This is a genomic window from Paenibacillus tianjinensis, assembly GCF_017086365.1.
GTDB classification, from domain to species: domain Bacteria; phylum Bacillota; class Bacilli; order Paenibacillales; family Paenibacillaceae; genus Paenibacillus_AQ; species Paenibacillus_AQ tianjinensis.
The window spans coordinates 3,594,468-3,610,875 of record NZ_CP070969.1 but is presented as its reverse complement, the minus strand read 5'-3'; the positions used below and the strand labels follow the sequence as shown (position 1 = coordinate 3,610,875).

The window sequence follows — 16,408 nt, the reverse complement described above, 5'->3', positions numbered from 1 at the left end:
TCTATGCAGCAAGATATTGACATCAAAAACGTGAATATGGTATATAAAAGGAAGTGTTAGCACTCATCATTGTGGAGTGCTAATCATCCGGAAGTAATCCGAAGGATATTTTTGAAAGGAGATTACTATATTCATGTCTAAAAAAGAGTTCAAAGCCGAATCCAAAAGACTGCTGGAGATGATGATTAACTCCATCTATACACAGCGGGAGATTTTCCTGCGGGAGCTGATCTCGAATGCAAGCGATGCCATCGACAAAATCTATTACAAAGCACTGGCCGATGAGGGTCTGGTGTTCAATAAAGAGGATTATTACATTAAAGTAACTGCTGATAAAGCTAGCCGGACATTGACGATTTCAGATACCGGGATCGGGATGACGCAGGAAGAGCTGGAGAACAACCTGGGGATTATTGCGAACAGCGGCTCTTTTGCGTTCAAGAAGGATAATGAAGCCAAGGACGGCCACAACATCATCGGACAGTTCGGGGTGGGCTTCTACTCCGCCTTTATGGTTGCTGAAGATGTTACCGTGATCAGTAAGGCACTGGGCAGTGACCAGGCGTACAAATGGGAATCGCAAGGTGCGGACGGTTATACGATTGAGCCTGCTGAGAAGGAGACTGTCGGTACCGACATTATTTTGAAGATCAAAGAGAGCACCGAAGAAGACAACTATGACGAGTTTCTGGAAGAATACCGCCTGAAATCAATCATTAAGAAATATTCCGACTTCATCCGTTTCCCGATCAAGATGGATATCACCGGAAGTAAGCCGAAGGAAGGCAGTGAAGGAGAGTTCGAGGAAACCAGGGAAGAGCAAACCGTCAACAGCATGGTGCCGATCTGGCGCAAGAATAAGAATGAGCTGACCGACGAGGACTACAATAACTTTTACTCGGAGAAACGTTATGGCTTCGACAAGCCGCTTAAGCATATCCATATCAGTGCCGATGGTGCTGTGGTCTATAACGCGATCCTGTTCATTCCGGAGAATACGCCGTTTGATTATTACACCAAAGAGTATGAAAAAGGCCTGGAGTTGTACTCCAATGGCGTGCTGATCATGAACAAATGCGGCGACCTGCTGCCGGACTACTTCAGTTTTGTTAAAGGGATGGTGGATTCCGAGGACCTCTCGCTTAACATCTCCCGCGAGCTGCTGCAGCATGACCGCCAGCTGACGCTGATCGCCAAGAACATCAAGAGCAAGATCAAGAGCCAGCTTCTGAGCCTGCTGAAGGACGAGCGTGAGAAATACGAGACATTCTATAAATCTTTTGGCAGACAGCTGAAGTTCGGCGTATACAATGACTACGGCATGGAAAAAGAAACCCTCCAGGACCTGCTGATGTTCTACTCCTCCAAGGAGAAGAAACAGGTTACGCTGGCTGAATACATCGAGAGAATGCCGGAAGACCAGAAGTATATCTATTACGCTTCCGGAGAATCGGTGGAACGGATCGAGAAGCTGCCGCAGACGGAAATGGTTTCGGATAAAGGCTATGAAATCCTCTATTTCACTGACGATATCGATGAATTTGCGATCAAGATGATCATGTCCTACAAGGAAAAAGAATTCAAAAACGTTTCCAGCGGGGACCTTGGGATCGAGGATGCAGCGGACAAACCGTCGGAAGAGGAAGAAAATGAGAACAAGGGCTTGTTCGAAGCGATGCAAGGCATCCTGTCAGGTAAAGTGAAGGCAGTCAAAGCCTCCAAGCGGCTGAAATCCCATCCGGTCTGCCTGTCCACTGAAGGTGAGCTGACGATCGAGATGGAGAAAATCCTCAAAGCAATGCCGAACGGCCAAGAGGTGCAGGCGGACAAGGTGCTCGAAATTAACGTGAATCATGACGTCTTCAAATCCTTGAAGGCTGCTGCCGAAGGGGACAAAGAGAAGCTGAGCCTATACACGAATCTGCTGTACAACCAGGCGCTGCTGATCGAAGGCTTGCAGATCAATGATCCGGTGGAGTTCACGAACGATATTTGCAAAATCATGGTGTAAGCTGCACGTTATTCCTGTAACGGAGCGCAGCTGAAATAACCCGCTTCCGGCGCTGGCCGGGGCGGGTTTTGTTTGATTAGGAAATTAACAGTCCCTGTATGAAATTCAAACTTATGGACATGCGGATCAGTAAAATAAATCAACTGCTTATCTTTGGCGTCTCACTTCCAACACCTCCAAATATTTAGTTTCTAATATTGTTGTTATTTCTGAAAGTTTTCAATAAACTTCGCGGCCAGGGAGGAGAGGTATTTGTCTTTCATCCAGACAGCAGCTACCCGTGTGTTCAATGAATCACTGCGGATTTCCTTACGGACCAGGTTGCTGTTGTCGGCAAGCGAAAAGGCGGATCTCGGGATAATTCCGACACCAAGCCCGGCATTGGCCCAGAGAAGGGTCGTTCGGGCATCGTCGTTCATGCAGAACACATCAGGATTGAAGCCATGCTCCAGGCAGGTTTCGCGGATCAGCTGCTCAAAGCGGCGGTAAATGATCAGCGGCCTGTTTTTCAGTTCGCCGATGTCGATGGAGCCTTCTCCGCCGGTCCAGTCATAATCAGCGGTCATCACGGCAATCATAGGTTCAGCTGCTGTATACACGCATTCTAGGCTGGTGCTGTTGAACGGGGTGCGGACAATACCTACTTCAATGATTCCTTTATTCAGCAGGTCAATAATCGTATACGTATTGCCTTCATGGATCTCGAATTTGACTCCGGAATAAATTTTGTGGAATTCAAAGAGCCGGTCCTGCAGCAGGGTGGCGGCAGAAGAGGAGACGGTTCCAACCGAGAGCGTTCCCTGCAGCCCATTCACGAAATCATTGATTTCCCGGGTGGTCGAGTCTGCCAGCTCCAGGATCTGCTGTGCCCGGCCGCGCAGGATCACCCCGGCATCAGTGAGCTGTACACTGCGCGGACCGCGCTCGACGAGCTTCACGCCGAGCTCTTCCTCCAGCAGCCTCAGCTGCTGGCTGAGCGGCGGCTGGGCCATTTGCAGCTTCCTTGCCGCCGAAGTGATTTGTCCTTCTTCGGCAATAGTCAAAAAGTATTTGAGCTGTCTGATATCCATATGAAAACCTCCGGGTTTGATATATGCAATTCATATCGCATTGATACGAAACCAATATTATTAATATGCAAACGGATATGACATAATCATAACGGGTCTTTTCACGATTTCATAGGGGTTACATATTGTATAGGCTGGTGAGGTAATGATGTTTAAAATGGCTGTTTTTCTAAAACCGTACAAAAAAGAGGTTATTCTCGGGCCGATCTTCAAGCTGCTTGAGGCGATACTGGAGCTGCTGCTGCCGACGATTGTCGCGCTGATCGTTAATAACGGGATCGGTAAGAATGACAGTACCTATGTGTACAAGATGGGCGGACTGATGCTGTTAATGACGCTGCTTGGCTTCGGTTGTTCGATGGTGTGCCAATATTATGCGGCCCGCGCATCCCAGGGCTTCGGCACATCACTCCGCAACAAGATGTTCAAGCATATCTCGTCGTTGTCTTATGCAGAGCTGGACCTCTTCGGTACACCTTCGCTGATCAACCGGATCACGAATGATGTGAACCAGCTGCAGCTGGCAGTAGCCATGCTGATCAGACTGGTTGTCCGGGCGCCGTTTATCTGTATCGGAGCGATCATTATGTCGATGATTCTGGATTTCCGGCTGTCGCTTATTCTGCTAGCGGCAACGCCGGTGTTTGGAGTGATCCTGTATTTCATCATCACCCGTAGCTCCCCGCTATACCGCAAATATCAGCAGAAGCTGGATCATCTGGCGCTGGTGCTCAGCGAGAACCTGTCCGGCATCCGTGTCATCCGCGCTTTTGCCGAGTCACGCCGGGAGAAGCAGCGTTTTGATGCTGCATCGGATGATCTGACCGCGACCGCGATCCGGGTCGGACGGATCTCCGCCTGGCTCGGTCCGATGACGACTCTGGTCGTGAACGCGGCCATTATCGCCATCCTCTGGTCAGGCGGCAGACATATCGATGCCGGACGGCTATCTCAGGGTGAGATTATCGCTTTTATCAACTATGTGACCCAGATTCTGCTGGCGCTGATTGTTGTCTCGAATCTGGTTATCCTGTTCACCAAGGCTTCCTCTTCAGCGAACCGGGTAAGTGAAGTTCTGGCGTCAGCCACTTCGGTTTCGGATGAAGGGAATACCGCTGCTGTATCAGGAGAATATGATGCCCCGGCGATCTCCTTCGAGCATGTTTCCTTCGGCTATAACAGCACTGGAGAGCTTGCACTCCAGGATGTGTCGGTCTCCATCAAGCGCGGTCAGACGGTCGGTCTGATCGGCAGCACAGGCTCGGGAAAATCGACCTTTGTCAATCTGATTCCACGTTTTTATGATGCGGTAGAGGGTGAGATCAAAGTCGGGGGAGTGAATGTCAAAGACTACCCGCTGGAGCAGCTGCGGAGCCGGATCGGCATCGTACCGCAGAAGGCGCTGCTGTTCACAGGCACGATCGCCGAGAATATCCGCTGGGGCAAGCAGGAGGCTTCACGGGAGGAGCTTATGCAGGCTGCTGCCGTAGCCCAGGCGGATGAATTTATCCGCAAACTGCCGGAAGGGCTGGATACACCGGTGGCCCGCGGCGGTTTGAATCTATCAGGAGGGCAGAAGCAGCGTCTGACGATCGCCCGTGCGGTTGTCGGCCGGCCGCCGATCCTGATTCTCGATGATTCCTCCAGTGCGCTCGACTTCGCCACTGACGCCGCCTTACGTAAGGCGCTTAAGATTCACAGCCGGGAAATGACGGTGCTGCTGGTATCCCAGCGGGTCAGCACCGTGCAGCAGGCGGATATGATCATCGTCTTCGATGAAGGCCGGATTGCCGGAACTGGCACTCACCGGGAGCTGCTGGCGAACTGCGGCGTCTACCGGGAAATCTGTGAATCGCAGCTGTCCAGCAGGGAGGTGGCACAATGAACACTACGGATACGTGGAAGAGACTGTTGAATTATACGAGACATTACCGGGGAATCGCCATTTCCGCAGGATTCTGCGCCATTTTGAGTGTGATTGCCAGCCTGATCGGTCCGCTCCTGATCGGCCGGGCGGTCGATCAGATGATCGGACCGGACCATGTGGATTTTCCGGCCATCCTCCGCCTGCTGCTGCTATTGGCCGCGGTTTATATTGCCGGCAGCTTCTTCGGCTGGCTGCTCACCTATTACACAAACAAAATAGCGTATAAAACGGTTTATGATTTGCGCCGCGACTTATTCGATAAGCTGGATACTCTCCCGCTGAAATTCCATGACAATCATCCGCAGGGGGACAGCATCAGCCGTTTTGTTAATGATATGGATGCCGTTTCTGATGGCCTGCTGCAGGGCTTCTCCACGCTGCTGACGGGCATTGTCACCATCGCCGGAGCAATTGGGCTAATGCTTTATATCAGTCCGGTCATGACGGTGGTGGTGCTGCTGTCAGCACCCGCGACTTATTTTGTCGCCCGCTTCATCACTACACGCTCTCAGCGTCTGTTCCGTGAGCAGGCCAAAATCCTCGGCGGGCTGAACGGCTACGTTGAGGAAATCATCGGCGGGCAAAAAGTGGTGCAAGCTTACCATTATGAGGACCGCTCGTTCGCGCGGTTCTCGGAACGCAACAACGAACTGTACCAGACCGGTGTGAAATCCCAGTTCTATGGTTCGCTGGCCAACCCGACAACCCGGCTGGTCAATAATATTACTTTTTCAGTCATTGCCATGATCGGCAGTGCGCTGGTTATCGGCGGGCATTTTACAGTGGGGGATCTGTCGAGCTTTCTGATCTACTCGAGCCTGTTCGCGAAGCCGTTCAATGAGATTACCGGCGTGATTACCCAGCTGCAGTCGGCTACGGCCTCAGCACAGCGGATCTTCAGGATTCTGGACCTGGCGCCGGAAACTCCGGATGCTGCAGACGCTCATGTCCTTGGCATCAGCCAAGGGACGATCACCTTCGATAAGGTCAGCTTTGCGTATATACCGGAACGCCCGCTGATCCGCAGCTTCAGCCTCGAAGTGAAGCCGGGAACGCGGGTGGCGATCGTCGGGCAGACGGGGGCAGGGAAGACAACGCTCGTCAACCTGCTGATGCGCTTCTATGATGTGGATAGCGGAAGCATCCGGATTGACGGCGTAGATATCCGAACGATCACCCGCGACAGCCTGCGGCAGAACTTCGGGATGGTGCTGCAGGATACATGGCTGTTCGGCGGTTCGATCCGTGATAATATCGCTTACGGCAAGCCGGAGGCGACAGAGGACGAAGTGATCGCTGCCGCCAAGGCAGCGAATGCGCACAGCTTCATTAAGCGTCTGCCTGACGGCTACGATACGAAGATCAGCGGCTCCGGCGACAATCTGTCGCAGGGGCAGAAGCAGCTGCTCACCATCGCCCGCGTCATGCTGGTTGACCCGCCGATGCTGATTCTGGATGAAGCGACCAGCAGCATTGATACGCTGACCGAAATCCGCATCCAGAAGGCTTTTCTTAAGATGATCTCCGGCCGGACCAGCTTCGTAATTGCCCACCGGCTGTCCACGATCCGCGAGTCGGATATTATCCTTTATATGAAGGATGGGGACATTGTCGAGAGTGGAACGCATGAAGGGCTGCTCGCCAGCGGCGGACACTACGCCAAGCTGTACAACAGCCAGTTTGCGGCGGTGTAGCACGTTAAGAAGCCGTAGCATGATATACCAATATAAGTCGGCTGTCCGCCGGACCTTGGAAGCTTAAGGCCCGGAAGGCAGCCGACTTTTTTTCATGTACTCAGCAGTGATTTATTTTGACTTCAAAACCGTCCGGACGGTATACTAAATACAGAGGTGATGCAGATGAACAGCAATTCGAAACGGTCTGTTATTTTGACAGCCGCTTCATCCGTCATTAGGAGCCAGGGGGTAGAGAAGCTTACCCTCGAAGCGGTGGCTAAGGAAGCGGGCGTGAGCAAAGGCGGACTGCTTCATCATTTTCCGAATAAAAATGCTTTAATTCAAGGGTTAGTCGAAGAACTGACGGATTGTTTTGTCGCCGATGTTCAGGATCGAGCCGCAAATGCTTTTGAAGATAAGGGAAAGTGGAGCAGGGCGTACACGGAATCGGTAGCTTTTGATATTCAGGAGGAGAGCGGGATCAGCACCGCGCTTACCGCGTCACTTTTCAGCAAGCCGGAGCTGCTCGGAAAACTGCAGGAACAGTATGCGCTGTGGCAAAAAGATATCGAGAATGACGGGATCGACCCTGTGCGGTCCACCATTGTAAGATTGGCTGCTGACGGCCTCTGGTTCTCCGAAATGTTCTCCTTGGGGAATCTGGACGCAGAGCTGCGCGAAAAAGTCATTCAGGAGCTGCTGAAAATGACGAATTAGGAGGAAAAGGATTGTGAACCCTTTTGTATGGTTGGCTATTGCCATTGTCTCTGAGGTCTGCGGCAGTTCGCTGCTCAAATTATCCAACGGATTCAAAAGGCTGTTTCCCTCCCTGGGTGTACTGGCGGGTCTGGGGTCAGCCTTCTATTTCTTATCCCTGGCACTCCAGTCGATTTCTCTCGGCACCGCCTATGCCATCTGGTCCGGGGTCGGTACGGCGTTAACGGCAATGGTGGGGGTATTCGTCTACAAAGAGCGGATGAATATCAAAAAAATACTCGGATTGCTGCTGATTATCGGCGGTGTGATTACTTTGAAGCTTGCTTCCGGCGGCACTCATTAACGGCAGGGGAGGGGGAAGTACCGTATGAAAAGTTATATCTACCTGGCGCTGGCCATTTGCTGCGAAATATTCGGTACAACGATGCTTAAATTATCGGATGGCTTTACCAATCTGCTGCCTGGCATAGGCGTGATTATGGGGATGGGTTTATCTTTTTATTTCTTATCGATGAGTCTAAAAGTCATTCCGTTAAGCTTCGCATATGCGGTATGGTCAGGCGTTGGCACCGCAGTCACTGCACTGATCGGGGTGCTCATCTGGGGCGATCCTTTTACGGTCGTATCCTTTATCGGGATTGCCGCAATTATCGGCGGTGTGGTGCTGCTGAATGCGTCTAAACACCCTGATAAAGCCAGTGGCGATACATTAATTTCCTGATAAACTACGTTAAAGGAATATCCCGCTCACCACTAAGCCTGCTGCGCATGACACCCGGTGTACAACCGTAAGTCTTACGGAAAACACGGATAAAATAATTGGTCTCCATGCCGACGTTCAGTGCGAGATCCTGTACCGGCCGCTGCGGGCTTTCGGTAATCATCTGCAGCGCGCGCTGCAGCCGCAGGTTCTGCAGATATTTATGCGGAGTGACACCGTATTCCTGCAGGAACAGGCGCTGGAAATGCTGCACGGAATACCCTACGGCGGCAGCAAGATTGGCAATCAGCAGCGGTTCGGTAAAATGCTCGTTGATCAGGCGGACGGCCTTTTGCAGTGCCTCGTTACGGACCGTTTCGGCCTCCGGACGGTTAGCATGATTGTCGCCCGGCTCACTGCGCCGCAGCATCAGCACTAGCCTGTACAGCGTGACAGACAGCTCCTGCATGGTCTGCTCATCCAGACGTGCGGCATTATGCTTGTCCACGGTATGCCAGATTTCCGCGATGGCCTCCCAGCATTCTTCGAAACGTCCGGTAAGAAAGGGCTCGGAGGGCAGCAGGCGCAGCCCCTCAAGCACAGATCCCGACTGGCTGCCCAGTAAGCCGATAAACCCGACAATCCAAGGCTCGTGGGACAGAGGATAATATTCATGCCCCCGGTCTGGCGGATAGGCAAAGACCATGCCGGGGGTCAGCAGTGTCTCGGTGCCGTCAGTAAGGTCGCGGAACAGCCCGCTGCCGCTGCGGATCAGGAAAATCTGATGCACAGGGAACCCGGAAGGACGGACGTGATGGTACTGGATGTGGCGGCCGACCGAGTAGGGATAGAGCGGGAATTCATCAGAATTGCGGGGCAGCTCCACCAGGGAGAAGGGCAGCATAATATTCACCTCATATTCATTTTGTACTATGTAATCGCGAGATTATTCCTACAGCTAGGAAACCTTTATCCTATATTATAAATAGTATAAATGAATATCCGTGAAATGGACAGGACCTCTGAATGATATCTATCAGAGAAAATTCCCATCCTAACATGGAAGATAATGAGAGGATGAATAACCAATTATGAGTCTCAAATCCCCTGCATTCAGCAGCAAGGTTCCCGTGATGCTGCACGGAGCCGACTATAATCCTGAGCAATGGCTAAGATACCCGGAAGTTCTCCGCGAGGACATCCGGCTAATGAAGCTGGCAGGCTGTAATGTGATGTCTGTTGGTATTTTCTCCTGGGTGTCACTGGAGCCCGAAGAAGGCGTGTTCACGTTCGAGTGGCTGGATAATGTACTGAATTCCTTTGCAGAGAACGGCATCTATGCCTTCCTGGCGACTCCAAGCGGTGCACGTCCGGCCTGGATGTCGGAGAAATATCCTGAGGTACTGCGTGTCGAACGGAACCGTGTCCGCAATCTGCATGGCTTCCGTCATAACCACTGCTACACTTCACCGGTCTACCGGGAAAAGACAGCGTTGATCAACGCCAAGCTGGCCGAGCGTTATGCGAATCATCCGGCGGTCATCGGCTGGCATATTTCCAATGAGTTCGGCGGCGAATGCCACTGTGATCTCTGCCAGAATGCGTTCAGGGAATGGCTGAAGGTCAAATATAAAGGCAGCCTCGATGAGCTTAACCATGCCTGGTGGGCAACCTTCTGGAGCCATACGTACACTTCATGGGAGCAGATTGATTCCCCGGCTCCGCACGGTGAGACTCAGGTACACGGCCTGAACCTTGACTGGCGCCGGTTTGTCAGCGAGCGGACGATTGATTTCTGCCGGCATGAAATTGACTCCGTACGGGACTACAACCCGGATCTGCCGGTTACAACCAATATGCACATGATCGACGGAATTGATTACCGTGAACTGGCCAAAATTCTGGATGTGGTCTCCTGGGATGCCTATCCGGACTGGGGCTACACCGAGGACGGCGACGATGCCCGCCTGGCCGCCTGGACAGCGATGCATCATGATCTGTTCCGCAGCTTCAAACATAAGCCGTTCCTGCTCATGGAGAGCACGCCATCACTGACGAACTGGCAGTCGGTGAGCAAGCTGAAGCGGCCGGGTATGCACAAGCTGTCATCCCTGCAGGCGGTTGCGCATGGTTCAGATTCCGTGCAGTACTTCCAGTGGCGCAAAAGCCGCGGCTCCAGTGAGAAGTTCCACGGTGCCGTACTCGATCACAGCGGTCATGGCGAGACCCGGGTGTTCAAGGATGTGGCCGAAGTGGGTCAGATTCTGGCCGGTTTAACTGAAGTAGTCGGTACTTCGACACCTGCCGAGACGGCCATCCTGTATGACTGGGATAACCGCTGGGCGGTCAAGGATGCCCAGGGTATCCGCAATTCGGGCCTGAAATATGAAGAGACTGTACTGCAGCATTATCGTGCGCTGTGGGAGCAGGGTATTGCGGTCGATTTGATCGGCTCGGGGGATGATCTATCCCGCTATAAGCTGGTAATCGCACCGATGCTCTATCTGATCAGTGAAGAGAACGGGCAGCGGATTGAACAATATGTAGAGCAGGGCGGTACATTCCTGGCTACCTACTGGTCAGGAGTTGTCGGTGAGACCGATCTTTGTCATCTCGGAGGCTTCCCAGGCCCGCTGCGCAAGACACTGGGGATCTGGGCTGAAGAGACCGAAGGGCTGCATAGCCGCGATCTCAATGGTCTGGTGCTGGAAAGCGGGAATGTTCTGAATCTGTCCGGTGACTACGATGCACATGAAATTGCGGAGCTGATTCATCTGGAAGGTGCAGAGGCGCTAGGCCATTACCGCAGCGACTTCTATGCCGGTCGTCCGGCGCTCACGGTGAACAAGCTTGGCGCAGGTGAGGCGTATCATCTGGCTACGCGCGTAAAGGATCTGTCGTTCTACGTGGAGCTATATGCAGCGATTACAGCAAAAGCGGGTATTACCCGTACCCTGGAGTCTGATCTGCCTGTGGGAGTAACTGCACAGCTGCGCACAGACGGCGAGCATGAGTATATTTTCGTGCAGAATTTCAGCGGTGATGTACAGACAGTCCAGCTGGACGGACGCGGTTATACCGATCTGGAATCCGGCGCAGAGGCACCCGCTGAGCTGGAACTGCCGGTCAATGGCCTGGCCATGCTGAAACGCAAAGCGAAGTAAGATATGAGGGACCCGAGAAGCCGGTGGCTGATCGGGTTCTTTTTTTGTGGGAGACTAGAGAGAGATATCAGATGTTGGAGTTACTGGTGAAACGGACTTTTTCGCAGTGGAGATTGATTGCGGTGAACCGTATCATTAGTAGGGCGAAATTCACTCGCTGCAATACGTTGGATTGTCCCAAAAAAAATTAATAGCAAGCGAAAAGTGAGGTAAACAGTAAAGGGAGCCGTCCCCAAATCATCGACTTAGGGACGGCTCCCCTTTGATTTTCGCAACCTACCTTCTCCGGAAATTCAGGCGTGCAGCTAGTAACCACCTTCGGCATCTATAGATGACGCCCCTATTGCTTGCTTCGAAATTTCGCGACTTCGGGTTCAATTTCGGATACAAGTTTTTCGAGAATTCGATTAAATTGTTGTTTTTCATCCATCGTTAGAACATTTAAAAATACAGGCTGAAAATCTCCGGTTTGATTTAAAACTACTTTGCCGGCTTTAGTTAGCGTAATCATCATCACGCGTTGATCCTCTTCAGATTTATAACGCTCGATAAATCCCTTTTTCTCTAGCTTTTTAATCATTTCAGAAGCAGATTGCGGGCGCATATCCAATTGATTGACTAATTCCTTTTGGGAAATACTTGGTGTCTGCTGAAGGATACTCAATATTTTCCCTTGCCCTCGATTTAAAGAGGTAAACATGCTGCCGCCTTTAAGTATATTTTCTTTTAAGAACGCCGTAAGTAAATCATTATATTTCATAAAATTCGTGGTTATATCGACGTTTAATTGTTTTTCGTCCACAATCATTTCCCCTTATTTGTTCTCTGTACCCTTCTATTTTATCAGGTCACCGAAGTAATTCAAATCATGCTGTTGACAATTTAATCAGGGTACCTTATATTATTAATCAGGTAACCTTACTAAATGTGCAAAGGGGAAAACAAAATGACAGATCTGGCCGTTTCAACTAAAGAGATCGTTAAAGAATTTCCTAACAAGCGAGCAGTCGATGGTATTTCTTTGGATATTAAGAAAGGAGAGATCTTCGGTATTCTGGGTCCGAATGGTGCAGGAAAAACAACTTTCTTACGAATGCTTGCAACGATTACTAAAGTGTCAAAAGGCAAAGGAATGATTTTTGGCAAAGACGTCACCAAAGATGCTCGAAAGGTTCGAAGCTTGATTGGCTTGACGGGCCAATATGCAACTGTTGATGAGGAATTGACCGCGATGGAAAACTTGAAGCTCTTTGGGCAATTGAATGGTTTATCAGCGAGTCAATCCAAAGCGAGGGCTCTTGAACTTCTCAACCAGTTTTCATTAACCGAGGCAAAGGATCGACCGATTCGTGAATTTTCGGGCGGGATGCGTAGACGGTTGGATTTATCGGTGAGTTTAATCGTGAAGCCCCCACTCATTTTTCTTGATGAACCGACAACGGGCTTAGACCCACGCACACGAGGAGAGATGTGGGAGGTGATCCGCAACTTGGCAAGCGATGGGGCAACAATCTTGCTGACAACTCAGTATTTGGAGGAAGCGGATCAACTAGCAGATCGACTAGCGATAATTAATCATGGAAGAATCATTTCTCAGGGAACGCCGAATGAATTGAAGTCTTTGTTAAGCGATACCCATTTTGAAATTATTCTGGAGCATATGAGGGATGCCGAAAGAGCCAAAGGACTAATCAAGGCTGAAATCGCTCAGGAGGCCATGATTTCACCCGAAGGAACCAAATTGACCGTTAAGCTGGCAGACACGAAAGTGATGACGAGGTTACTATTAGATTTAACTCAGCAAGATATAGAAATCAAAGAGTTTTCAGTTAGAAAACCGACGCTTGATGAGGTGTTTTTGGAACTAACTAAATAATTAGGGGGGATAACCATGGAATCCATGGTAAGTAAACAAAACAACTTAAAGAGCGCTCTGTATGATATTGTTGTAATGGCAAAAAGAAATATCCTGAAAATCAAACATAATCCCGATAAATTGATCGATGTAACTGTAATACCTATTTTCTTCATGATCGTCTTTTCTTATCTGTTCGGAGGTGCGATTGCTGGAGGTGTACAAGGATACTTGCCAATCATCGTGCCGGGAATTCTAATTCAAACACTGGTCATGTCGTCAGCGGCAACGGGCACGCAATTAAGGGAAGATTTGGATACTGGCGTTTTTGATCGGTTTAAATCATTACCCGTTGTCCGGATTGCTCCACTGGCTGGTTTAGTTGCATCAGATATTTTACGATATGTCGCGGCGGCTTTTTTCTCGATCGGTACGGGCTTCATTCTTGGATGGCGTCCGGAAGCCGGGTTTGGGTGGTTGATCGTCGCTTCGCTTTTGGCCATATTCGGCGCATGCGCAATCAGTTGGGTGTTTGCATTGATTGGTCTGCTATCCAAATCCGCAGCAACGATCTCTAGTATTTCGACAATGGTCACCATGATGATGTCGTTCCTATCCAACGCCTTCGTGCCTATTGATACGTTGCCCCATTTTTTGCAGAGCGTAGCTGAACATAATCCTATTACTTATTTGGTCACGGCCTTTAAAGATTTAGCTAATCATGGAGAGTTCACTTCAAGCGCATCAATGACCATCTTTATCGGCATACTCCTTATTATGATTGTCGCTCCAATTACAGTTAGAATATATAATAGAAAAATTTAGTTAAAGTAAAGAAGGACAGGGCGATCTGATATGATCCCCTTATAGTAGACAGAAAAAAGCAAGCCGATTAATCTGTCTACTATGGAGGGGATTTTTTTATGGGCGAAATGAGAAAAACATACGATGAGAAGTTTAAGAAAAAAACAGTTGACCTTTATCTCAAAAAGGGCCTTGGATATAAAAATGTAGCACGAGAAATGGGAATAAACGAGTCCTTAGTTCGGCGATGGGTGAGGCATTTTGAGGCGGAGGGATTGAAGGGACTTGAAGAAAAACGGGGTAAAGCGAAAGGACTAGGCATGGGCAGACCCCGAACACGTCCCGAAGACCCAGAGGTCAAGCTTAAGCGCCTTGAAGCGGAAAATGAAATGCTAAAAAAGCTCTTACAGATGTGAAAGGAGGAATGGAGGCAGTACCGAGCAGCAAAAAATTCGAGGTGATTAAGGAGCTGCTGCAGAAGAAATATAGCCTCATCCTATTATGTAAGTTAGCTGGGGTATCTAGAAGTGGATTTTACAAATGGATGAACCGGCAAACATTTGTTTCACCAAAGCAACGCGAAGATGAAGCCATGAAACTTAAAATAGTCGAATGTTATGAGAAACTCAAAGGCATTTACGGATACCGCAGAGTGAAGATTTGGCTGAAGCGGAGCTATGCCATCCACATGAACCACAAGCGTGTGCAGCGGCTTATGGGTGAGCTGGGGATTCAGGCAGTCATTCGGAGGAAAAGACCTTACTACGGCAAGAAAGAGGCTTACGTCATCTCTGAGAATCACTTGAACAGAGAGTTTAACGCAGACCTGCCGAACCAAAAGTGGGTCACGGATATTACCTATCTGATCTTTAAGGGGCAAAGACTCTACCTCTCAGCGATTAAAGATCTCTTTAATAATGAAATTGTAGCGTACCAAATTAGCCCTAAGAACGATTTAAAGCTGGTGTTAGATACGGTCAAAAAGGCGAGGAGACGGCGGGAAACCCAAGACGTTCTATTGGAGTCTGTAAAATATATTGTGTAAACTCTCAAACCCATTAAAATGGAAGTAAGAGAAAGGTTGGGGAGAACACATGGGACTTTGGACAAAACAACAGTTACGGGAATTTATTAAGGAAAACAACTTGGTAAGCGCACAGGATGCGCAGAATGCTCTAAAAGAGCTATTTGCGGAGACGATTCAGGAGATGCTGGAAGCCGAAATGGACACTCATTTAGGCTACGGAAAGCATGAAGTGAAGGCGAAGCTCACGCCAAACAGCCGTAACGGAAAGAGCCGTAAAACGGTTGTCAGTGAGTACGGGGAACAGGAAATCGCTATCCCTCGTGACCGTCTGGGTGAGTTTGAGCCACTTGTCGTCAAGAAGCATCAGTCGAACGTAACCGGCATCGAAGAGCAAATCATCGCTCTGTACGCCAAAGGGATTAGTACCCGAGAAATTCAGGATCACCTGGGGCAGATGTATGGCATTGAGGTGTCGCCTACGCTCATTTCCAATGTCACAAATAAGATTGTTCCTCTCATTAAAGAATGGCAGAATCGGCCTCTGCAAGGCGTTTACGCTGTTGTCTATCTGGATGCGATCCACTTCAAAGTCAAGCAAGACGGGGCCATTATCAACAAGGCTGCCTACATGGTCATTGGCATTGATCTGGACGGAAACAAAGACGTGCTGGGCATGTGGATTGGTGAGAACGAGTCCTCCAAGTTCTGGCTCAGCGTGCTGAATGAACTCAAGAATCGTGGAGTGGGGGACATTCTCATTATCTGCGTGGATAACCTGTCCGGGTTCTCTCAAGCGATTGCGGCCTGCTATCCCCAAACTGAAATCCAGAAGTGTATTATTCACCAAATCCGCAGCTCTACACGGTACGTGTCTTACAAGGATATTAAGAAGGTGACCGCCGACTTAAAGCCTATATACAAGGCAGCTACCGAGGAAGGTGCCTTGCTTGAACTCGACCGTTTTGAGGAAGTCTGGGGGGCGAAATATCCCCTCATTATCCGTTCGTGGCGGACGAATTGGGACGAACTTGCTACTTTTTTCAAGTACCCGCCTGAGATACGTAAACTGATTTACACCACCAATATGATTGAGAGTTACCACCGTCAGCTTCGTAAAGTAACCAAAGGAAAGAGCATCTTTCCTACCGATGAAGCTCTGCTAAAAATGCTCTATCTGGCCACCGTCGATGTCACTCGAAAATGGACTGGACGTGTCCAAAACTGGGGCCAAATGCTGCTCCAGCTTTCGGTATTTTTCCCAGACCGGGTCGGTCAACACTTGCGTTAGATTCGCGACTTCCCCCTCGGGGGAATCTGTGCTTAAAAGAGTTTACACAAAATTATTGACAGACCCCCAAAATCTTAAGCTTGTAGAGGGAATTCAGACTTTTTGCCAATGCTACGTAACAAATGATTTATTTTGACGATATATAGAATATTGATCTACCGTCAATAAA

15 protein-coding genes are annotated in these 16,408 nt (G+C 49.7%); 12 read left to right on the top strand and 3 right to left on the bottom strand.

Annotated features, from left to right (window positions below; translation table 11 throughout):
• Window positions 1–133 precede the first annotated feature (133 nt).
• Window positions 134–2,011: a molecular chaperone HtpG gene (gene htpG / locus JRJ22_RS16275; RefSeq protein WP_206100532.1), complete on the top strand. Its 1,878-nt coding sequence runs from the start codon at window positions 134–136 to the stop codon at window positions 2,009–2,011.
• 203 nt (window positions 2,012–2,214) lie between these two features.
• Here the strand turns inward: htpG and JRJ22_RS16270 are convergent, their stop codons facing one another.
• Window positions 2,215–3,081 (bottom strand): LysR family transcriptional regulator, encoded by an 867-nt coding sequence (locus JRJ22_RS16270; RefSeq protein ID WP_206100531.1) that lies wholly within the window; start codon window positions 3,079–3,081, stop codon window positions 2,215–2,217.
• 148 nt (window positions 3,082–3,229) lie between these two features.
• Here JRJ22_RS16270 and JRJ22_RS16265 point away from each other — a divergent pair, with 148 nt between their 5' ends.
• The 5 genes from JRJ22_RS16265 (at window position 3,230) to JRJ22_RS16245 (ending at window position 8,122) form a co-directional block, all read left to right on the top strand.
• Window positions 3,230–4,966: an ABC transporter ATP-binding protein gene (locus JRJ22_RS16265; protein WP_206105168.1), complete on the top strand. Its 1,737-nt coding sequence runs from the start codon at window positions 3,230–3,232 to the stop codon at window positions 4,964–4,966.
• Complete coding sequence (locus JRJ22_RS16260) at window positions 4,963–6,702, top strand: ABC transporter ATP-binding protein (protein ID WP_206100530.1); 1,740 nt, start codon at window positions 4,963–4,965, stop codon at window positions 6,700–6,702. The genes JRJ22_RS16265 and JRJ22_RS16260 overlap by 4 nt, the downstream gene beginning before the upstream one ends.
• Before the next feature lie 165 nt (window positions 6,703–6,867).
• Entirely contained in the window at window positions 6,868–7,401 is a 534-nt protein-coding gene (locus JRJ22_RS16255; RefSeq protein ID WP_206100529.1) for a TetR/AcrR family transcriptional regulator, read from the top strand.
• 13 nt (window positions 7,402–7,414) lie between these two features.
• On the top strand, window positions 7,415–7,744 hold the full coding sequence (locus JRJ22_RS16250; protein ID WP_269751851.1) for a DMT family transporter: 330 nt from the start codon (window positions 7,415–7,417) through the stop codon (window positions 7,742–7,744).
• A gap of 24 nt (window positions 7,745–7,768) precedes the next feature.
• Window positions 7,769–8,122: a DMT family transporter gene (locus JRJ22_RS16245; protein WP_206100528.1), complete on the top strand. Its 354-nt coding sequence runs from the start codon at window positions 7,769–7,771 to the stop codon at window positions 8,120–8,122.
• A 4-nt stretch (window positions 8,123–8,126) separates the two neighbouring features.
• On the opposite strand, the gene JRJ22_RS16240 is transcribed toward JRJ22_RS16245, so the two are convergent.
• On the bottom strand, window positions 8,127–9,005 hold the full coding sequence (locus JRJ22_RS16240) for a helix-turn-helix domain-containing protein (RefSeq protein WP_206100527.1): 879 nt from the start codon (window positions 9,003–9,005) through the stop codon (window positions 8,127–8,129).
• Between the two features lie 187 nt (window positions 9,006–9,192).
• Here JRJ22_RS16240 and JRJ22_RS16235 point away from each other — a divergent pair, with 187 nt between their 5' ends.
• Window positions 9,193–11,265 (top strand): beta-galactosidase, encoded by a 2,073-nt coding sequence (locus JRJ22_RS16235; RefSeq protein ID WP_206100526.1) that lies wholly within the window; start codon window positions 9,193–9,195, stop codon window positions 11,263–11,265.
• Window positions 11,266–11,605: 340 nt separating this feature from the next.
• Here JRJ22_RS16235 and JRJ22_RS16230 read toward each other — a convergent pair whose 3' ends face one another.
• Window positions 11,606–12,073, bottom strand: a complete 468-nt coding sequence (locus JRJ22_RS16230; RefSeq protein ID WP_232380865.1) for a MarR family winged helix-turn-helix transcriptional regulator — start codon at window positions 12,071–12,073, stop codon at window positions 11,606–11,608.
• Between the two features lie 138 nt (window positions 12,074–12,211).
• On the opposite strand from JRJ22_RS16230, the gene JRJ22_RS16225 reads away from it, so the two are divergent.
• The 5 genes from JRJ22_RS16225 (at window position 12,212) to JRJ22_RS16205 (ending at window position 16,239) form a co-directional block, all read left to right on the top strand.
• Window positions 12,212–13,141: an ATP-binding cassette domain-containing protein gene (locus JRJ22_RS16225; RefSeq protein WP_206100524.1), complete on the top strand. Its 930-nt coding sequence runs from the start codon at window positions 12,212–12,214 to the stop codon at window positions 13,139–13,141.
• Window positions 13,142–13,156: 15 nt separating this feature from the next.
• Window positions 13,157–13,945, top strand: coding sequence for an ABC transporter permease (locus tag JRJ22_RS16220; RefSeq protein ID WP_206100523.1), 789 nt, complete (start codon window positions 13,157–13,159; stop codon window positions 13,943–13,945).
• 98 nt (window positions 13,946–14,043) lie between these two features.
• Window positions 14,044–14,340: a transposase gene (locus tag JRJ22_RS16215; RefSeq protein WP_206100522.1), complete on the top strand. Its 297-nt coding sequence runs from the start codon at window positions 14,044–14,046 to the stop codon at window positions 14,338–14,340.
• An 8-nt stretch (window positions 14,341–14,348) separates the two neighbouring features.
• Window positions 14,349–14,969, top strand: coding sequence for an IS3 family transposase (locus JRJ22_RS16210; protein WP_206100521.1), 621 nt, complete (start codon window positions 14,349–14,351; stop codon window positions 14,967–14,969).
• Window positions 14,970–15,018: 49 nt separating this feature from the next.
• The gene (locus JRJ22_RS16205; RefSeq protein WP_206100169.1) at window positions 15,019–16,239 is read left to right on the top strand and encodes an IS256 family transposase; all 1,221 of its coding nucleotides are present in this window, start codon (window positions 15,019–15,021) and stop codon (window positions 16,237–16,239) included.
• Window positions 16,240–16,408 lie beyond the last annotated feature (169 nt).

Bases quoted from the DNA above. Each gene is read 5' to 3' on its own strand.
- htpG (WP_206100532.1), top strand. From the start codon at position 134: ATGTCTAAAAAAGAGTTCAAAGCCGAATCCAAAAGACTGCTGGAGATG.
- JRJ22_RS16270 (WP_206100531.1), bottom strand. From the start codon at position 3,081: ATGGATATCAGACAGCTCAAATACTTTTTGACTATTGCCGAAGAAGGA.
- JRJ22_RS16265 (WP_206105168.1), top strand. From the start codon at position 3,230: ATGTTTAAAATGGCTGTTTTTCTAAAACCGTACAAAAAAGAGGTTATT.
- JRJ22_RS16260 (WP_206100530.1), top strand. From the start codon at position 4,963: ATGAACACTACGGATACGTGGAAGAGACTGTTGAATTATACGAGACAT.
- JRJ22_RS16255 (WP_206100529.1), top strand. From the start codon at position 6,868: ATGAACAGCAATTCGAAACGGTCTGTTATTTTGACAGCCGCTTCATCC.
- JRJ22_RS16245 (WP_206100528.1), top strand. From the start codon at position 7,769: ATGAAAAGTTATATCTACCTGGCGCTGGCCATTTGCTGCGAAATATTC.
- JRJ22_RS16240 (WP_206100527.1), bottom strand. From the start codon at position 9,005: ATGCTGCCCTTCTCCCTGGTGGAGCTGCCCCGCAATTCTGATGAATTC.
- JRJ22_RS16235 (WP_206100526.1), top strand. From the start codon at position 9,193: ATGAGTCTCAAATCCCCTGCATTCAGCAGCAAGGTTCCCGTGATGCTG.
- JRJ22_RS16230 (WP_232380865.1), bottom strand. From the start codon at position 12,073: ATGATTGTGGACGAAAAACAATTAAACGTCGATATAACCACGAATTTT.
- JRJ22_RS16225 (WP_206100524.1), top strand. From the start codon at position 12,212: ATGACAGATCTGGCCGTTTCAACTAAAGAGATCGTTAAAGAATTTCCT.
- JRJ22_RS16220 (WP_206100523.1), top strand. From the start codon at position 13,157: ATGGAATCCATGGTAAGTAAACAAAACAACTTAAAGAGCGCTCTGTAT.
- JRJ22_RS16215 (WP_206100522.1), top strand. From the start codon at position 14,044: ATGGGCGAAATGAGAAAAACATACGATGAGAAGTTTAAGAAAAAAACA.
- JRJ22_RS16210 (WP_206100521.1), top strand. From the start codon at position 14,349: ATGGAGGCAGTACCGAGCAGCAAAAAATTCGAGGTGATTAAGGAGCTG.
- JRJ22_RS16205 (WP_206100169.1), top strand. From the start codon at position 15,019: ATGGGACTTTGGACAAAACAACAGTTACGGGAATTTATTAAGGAAAAC.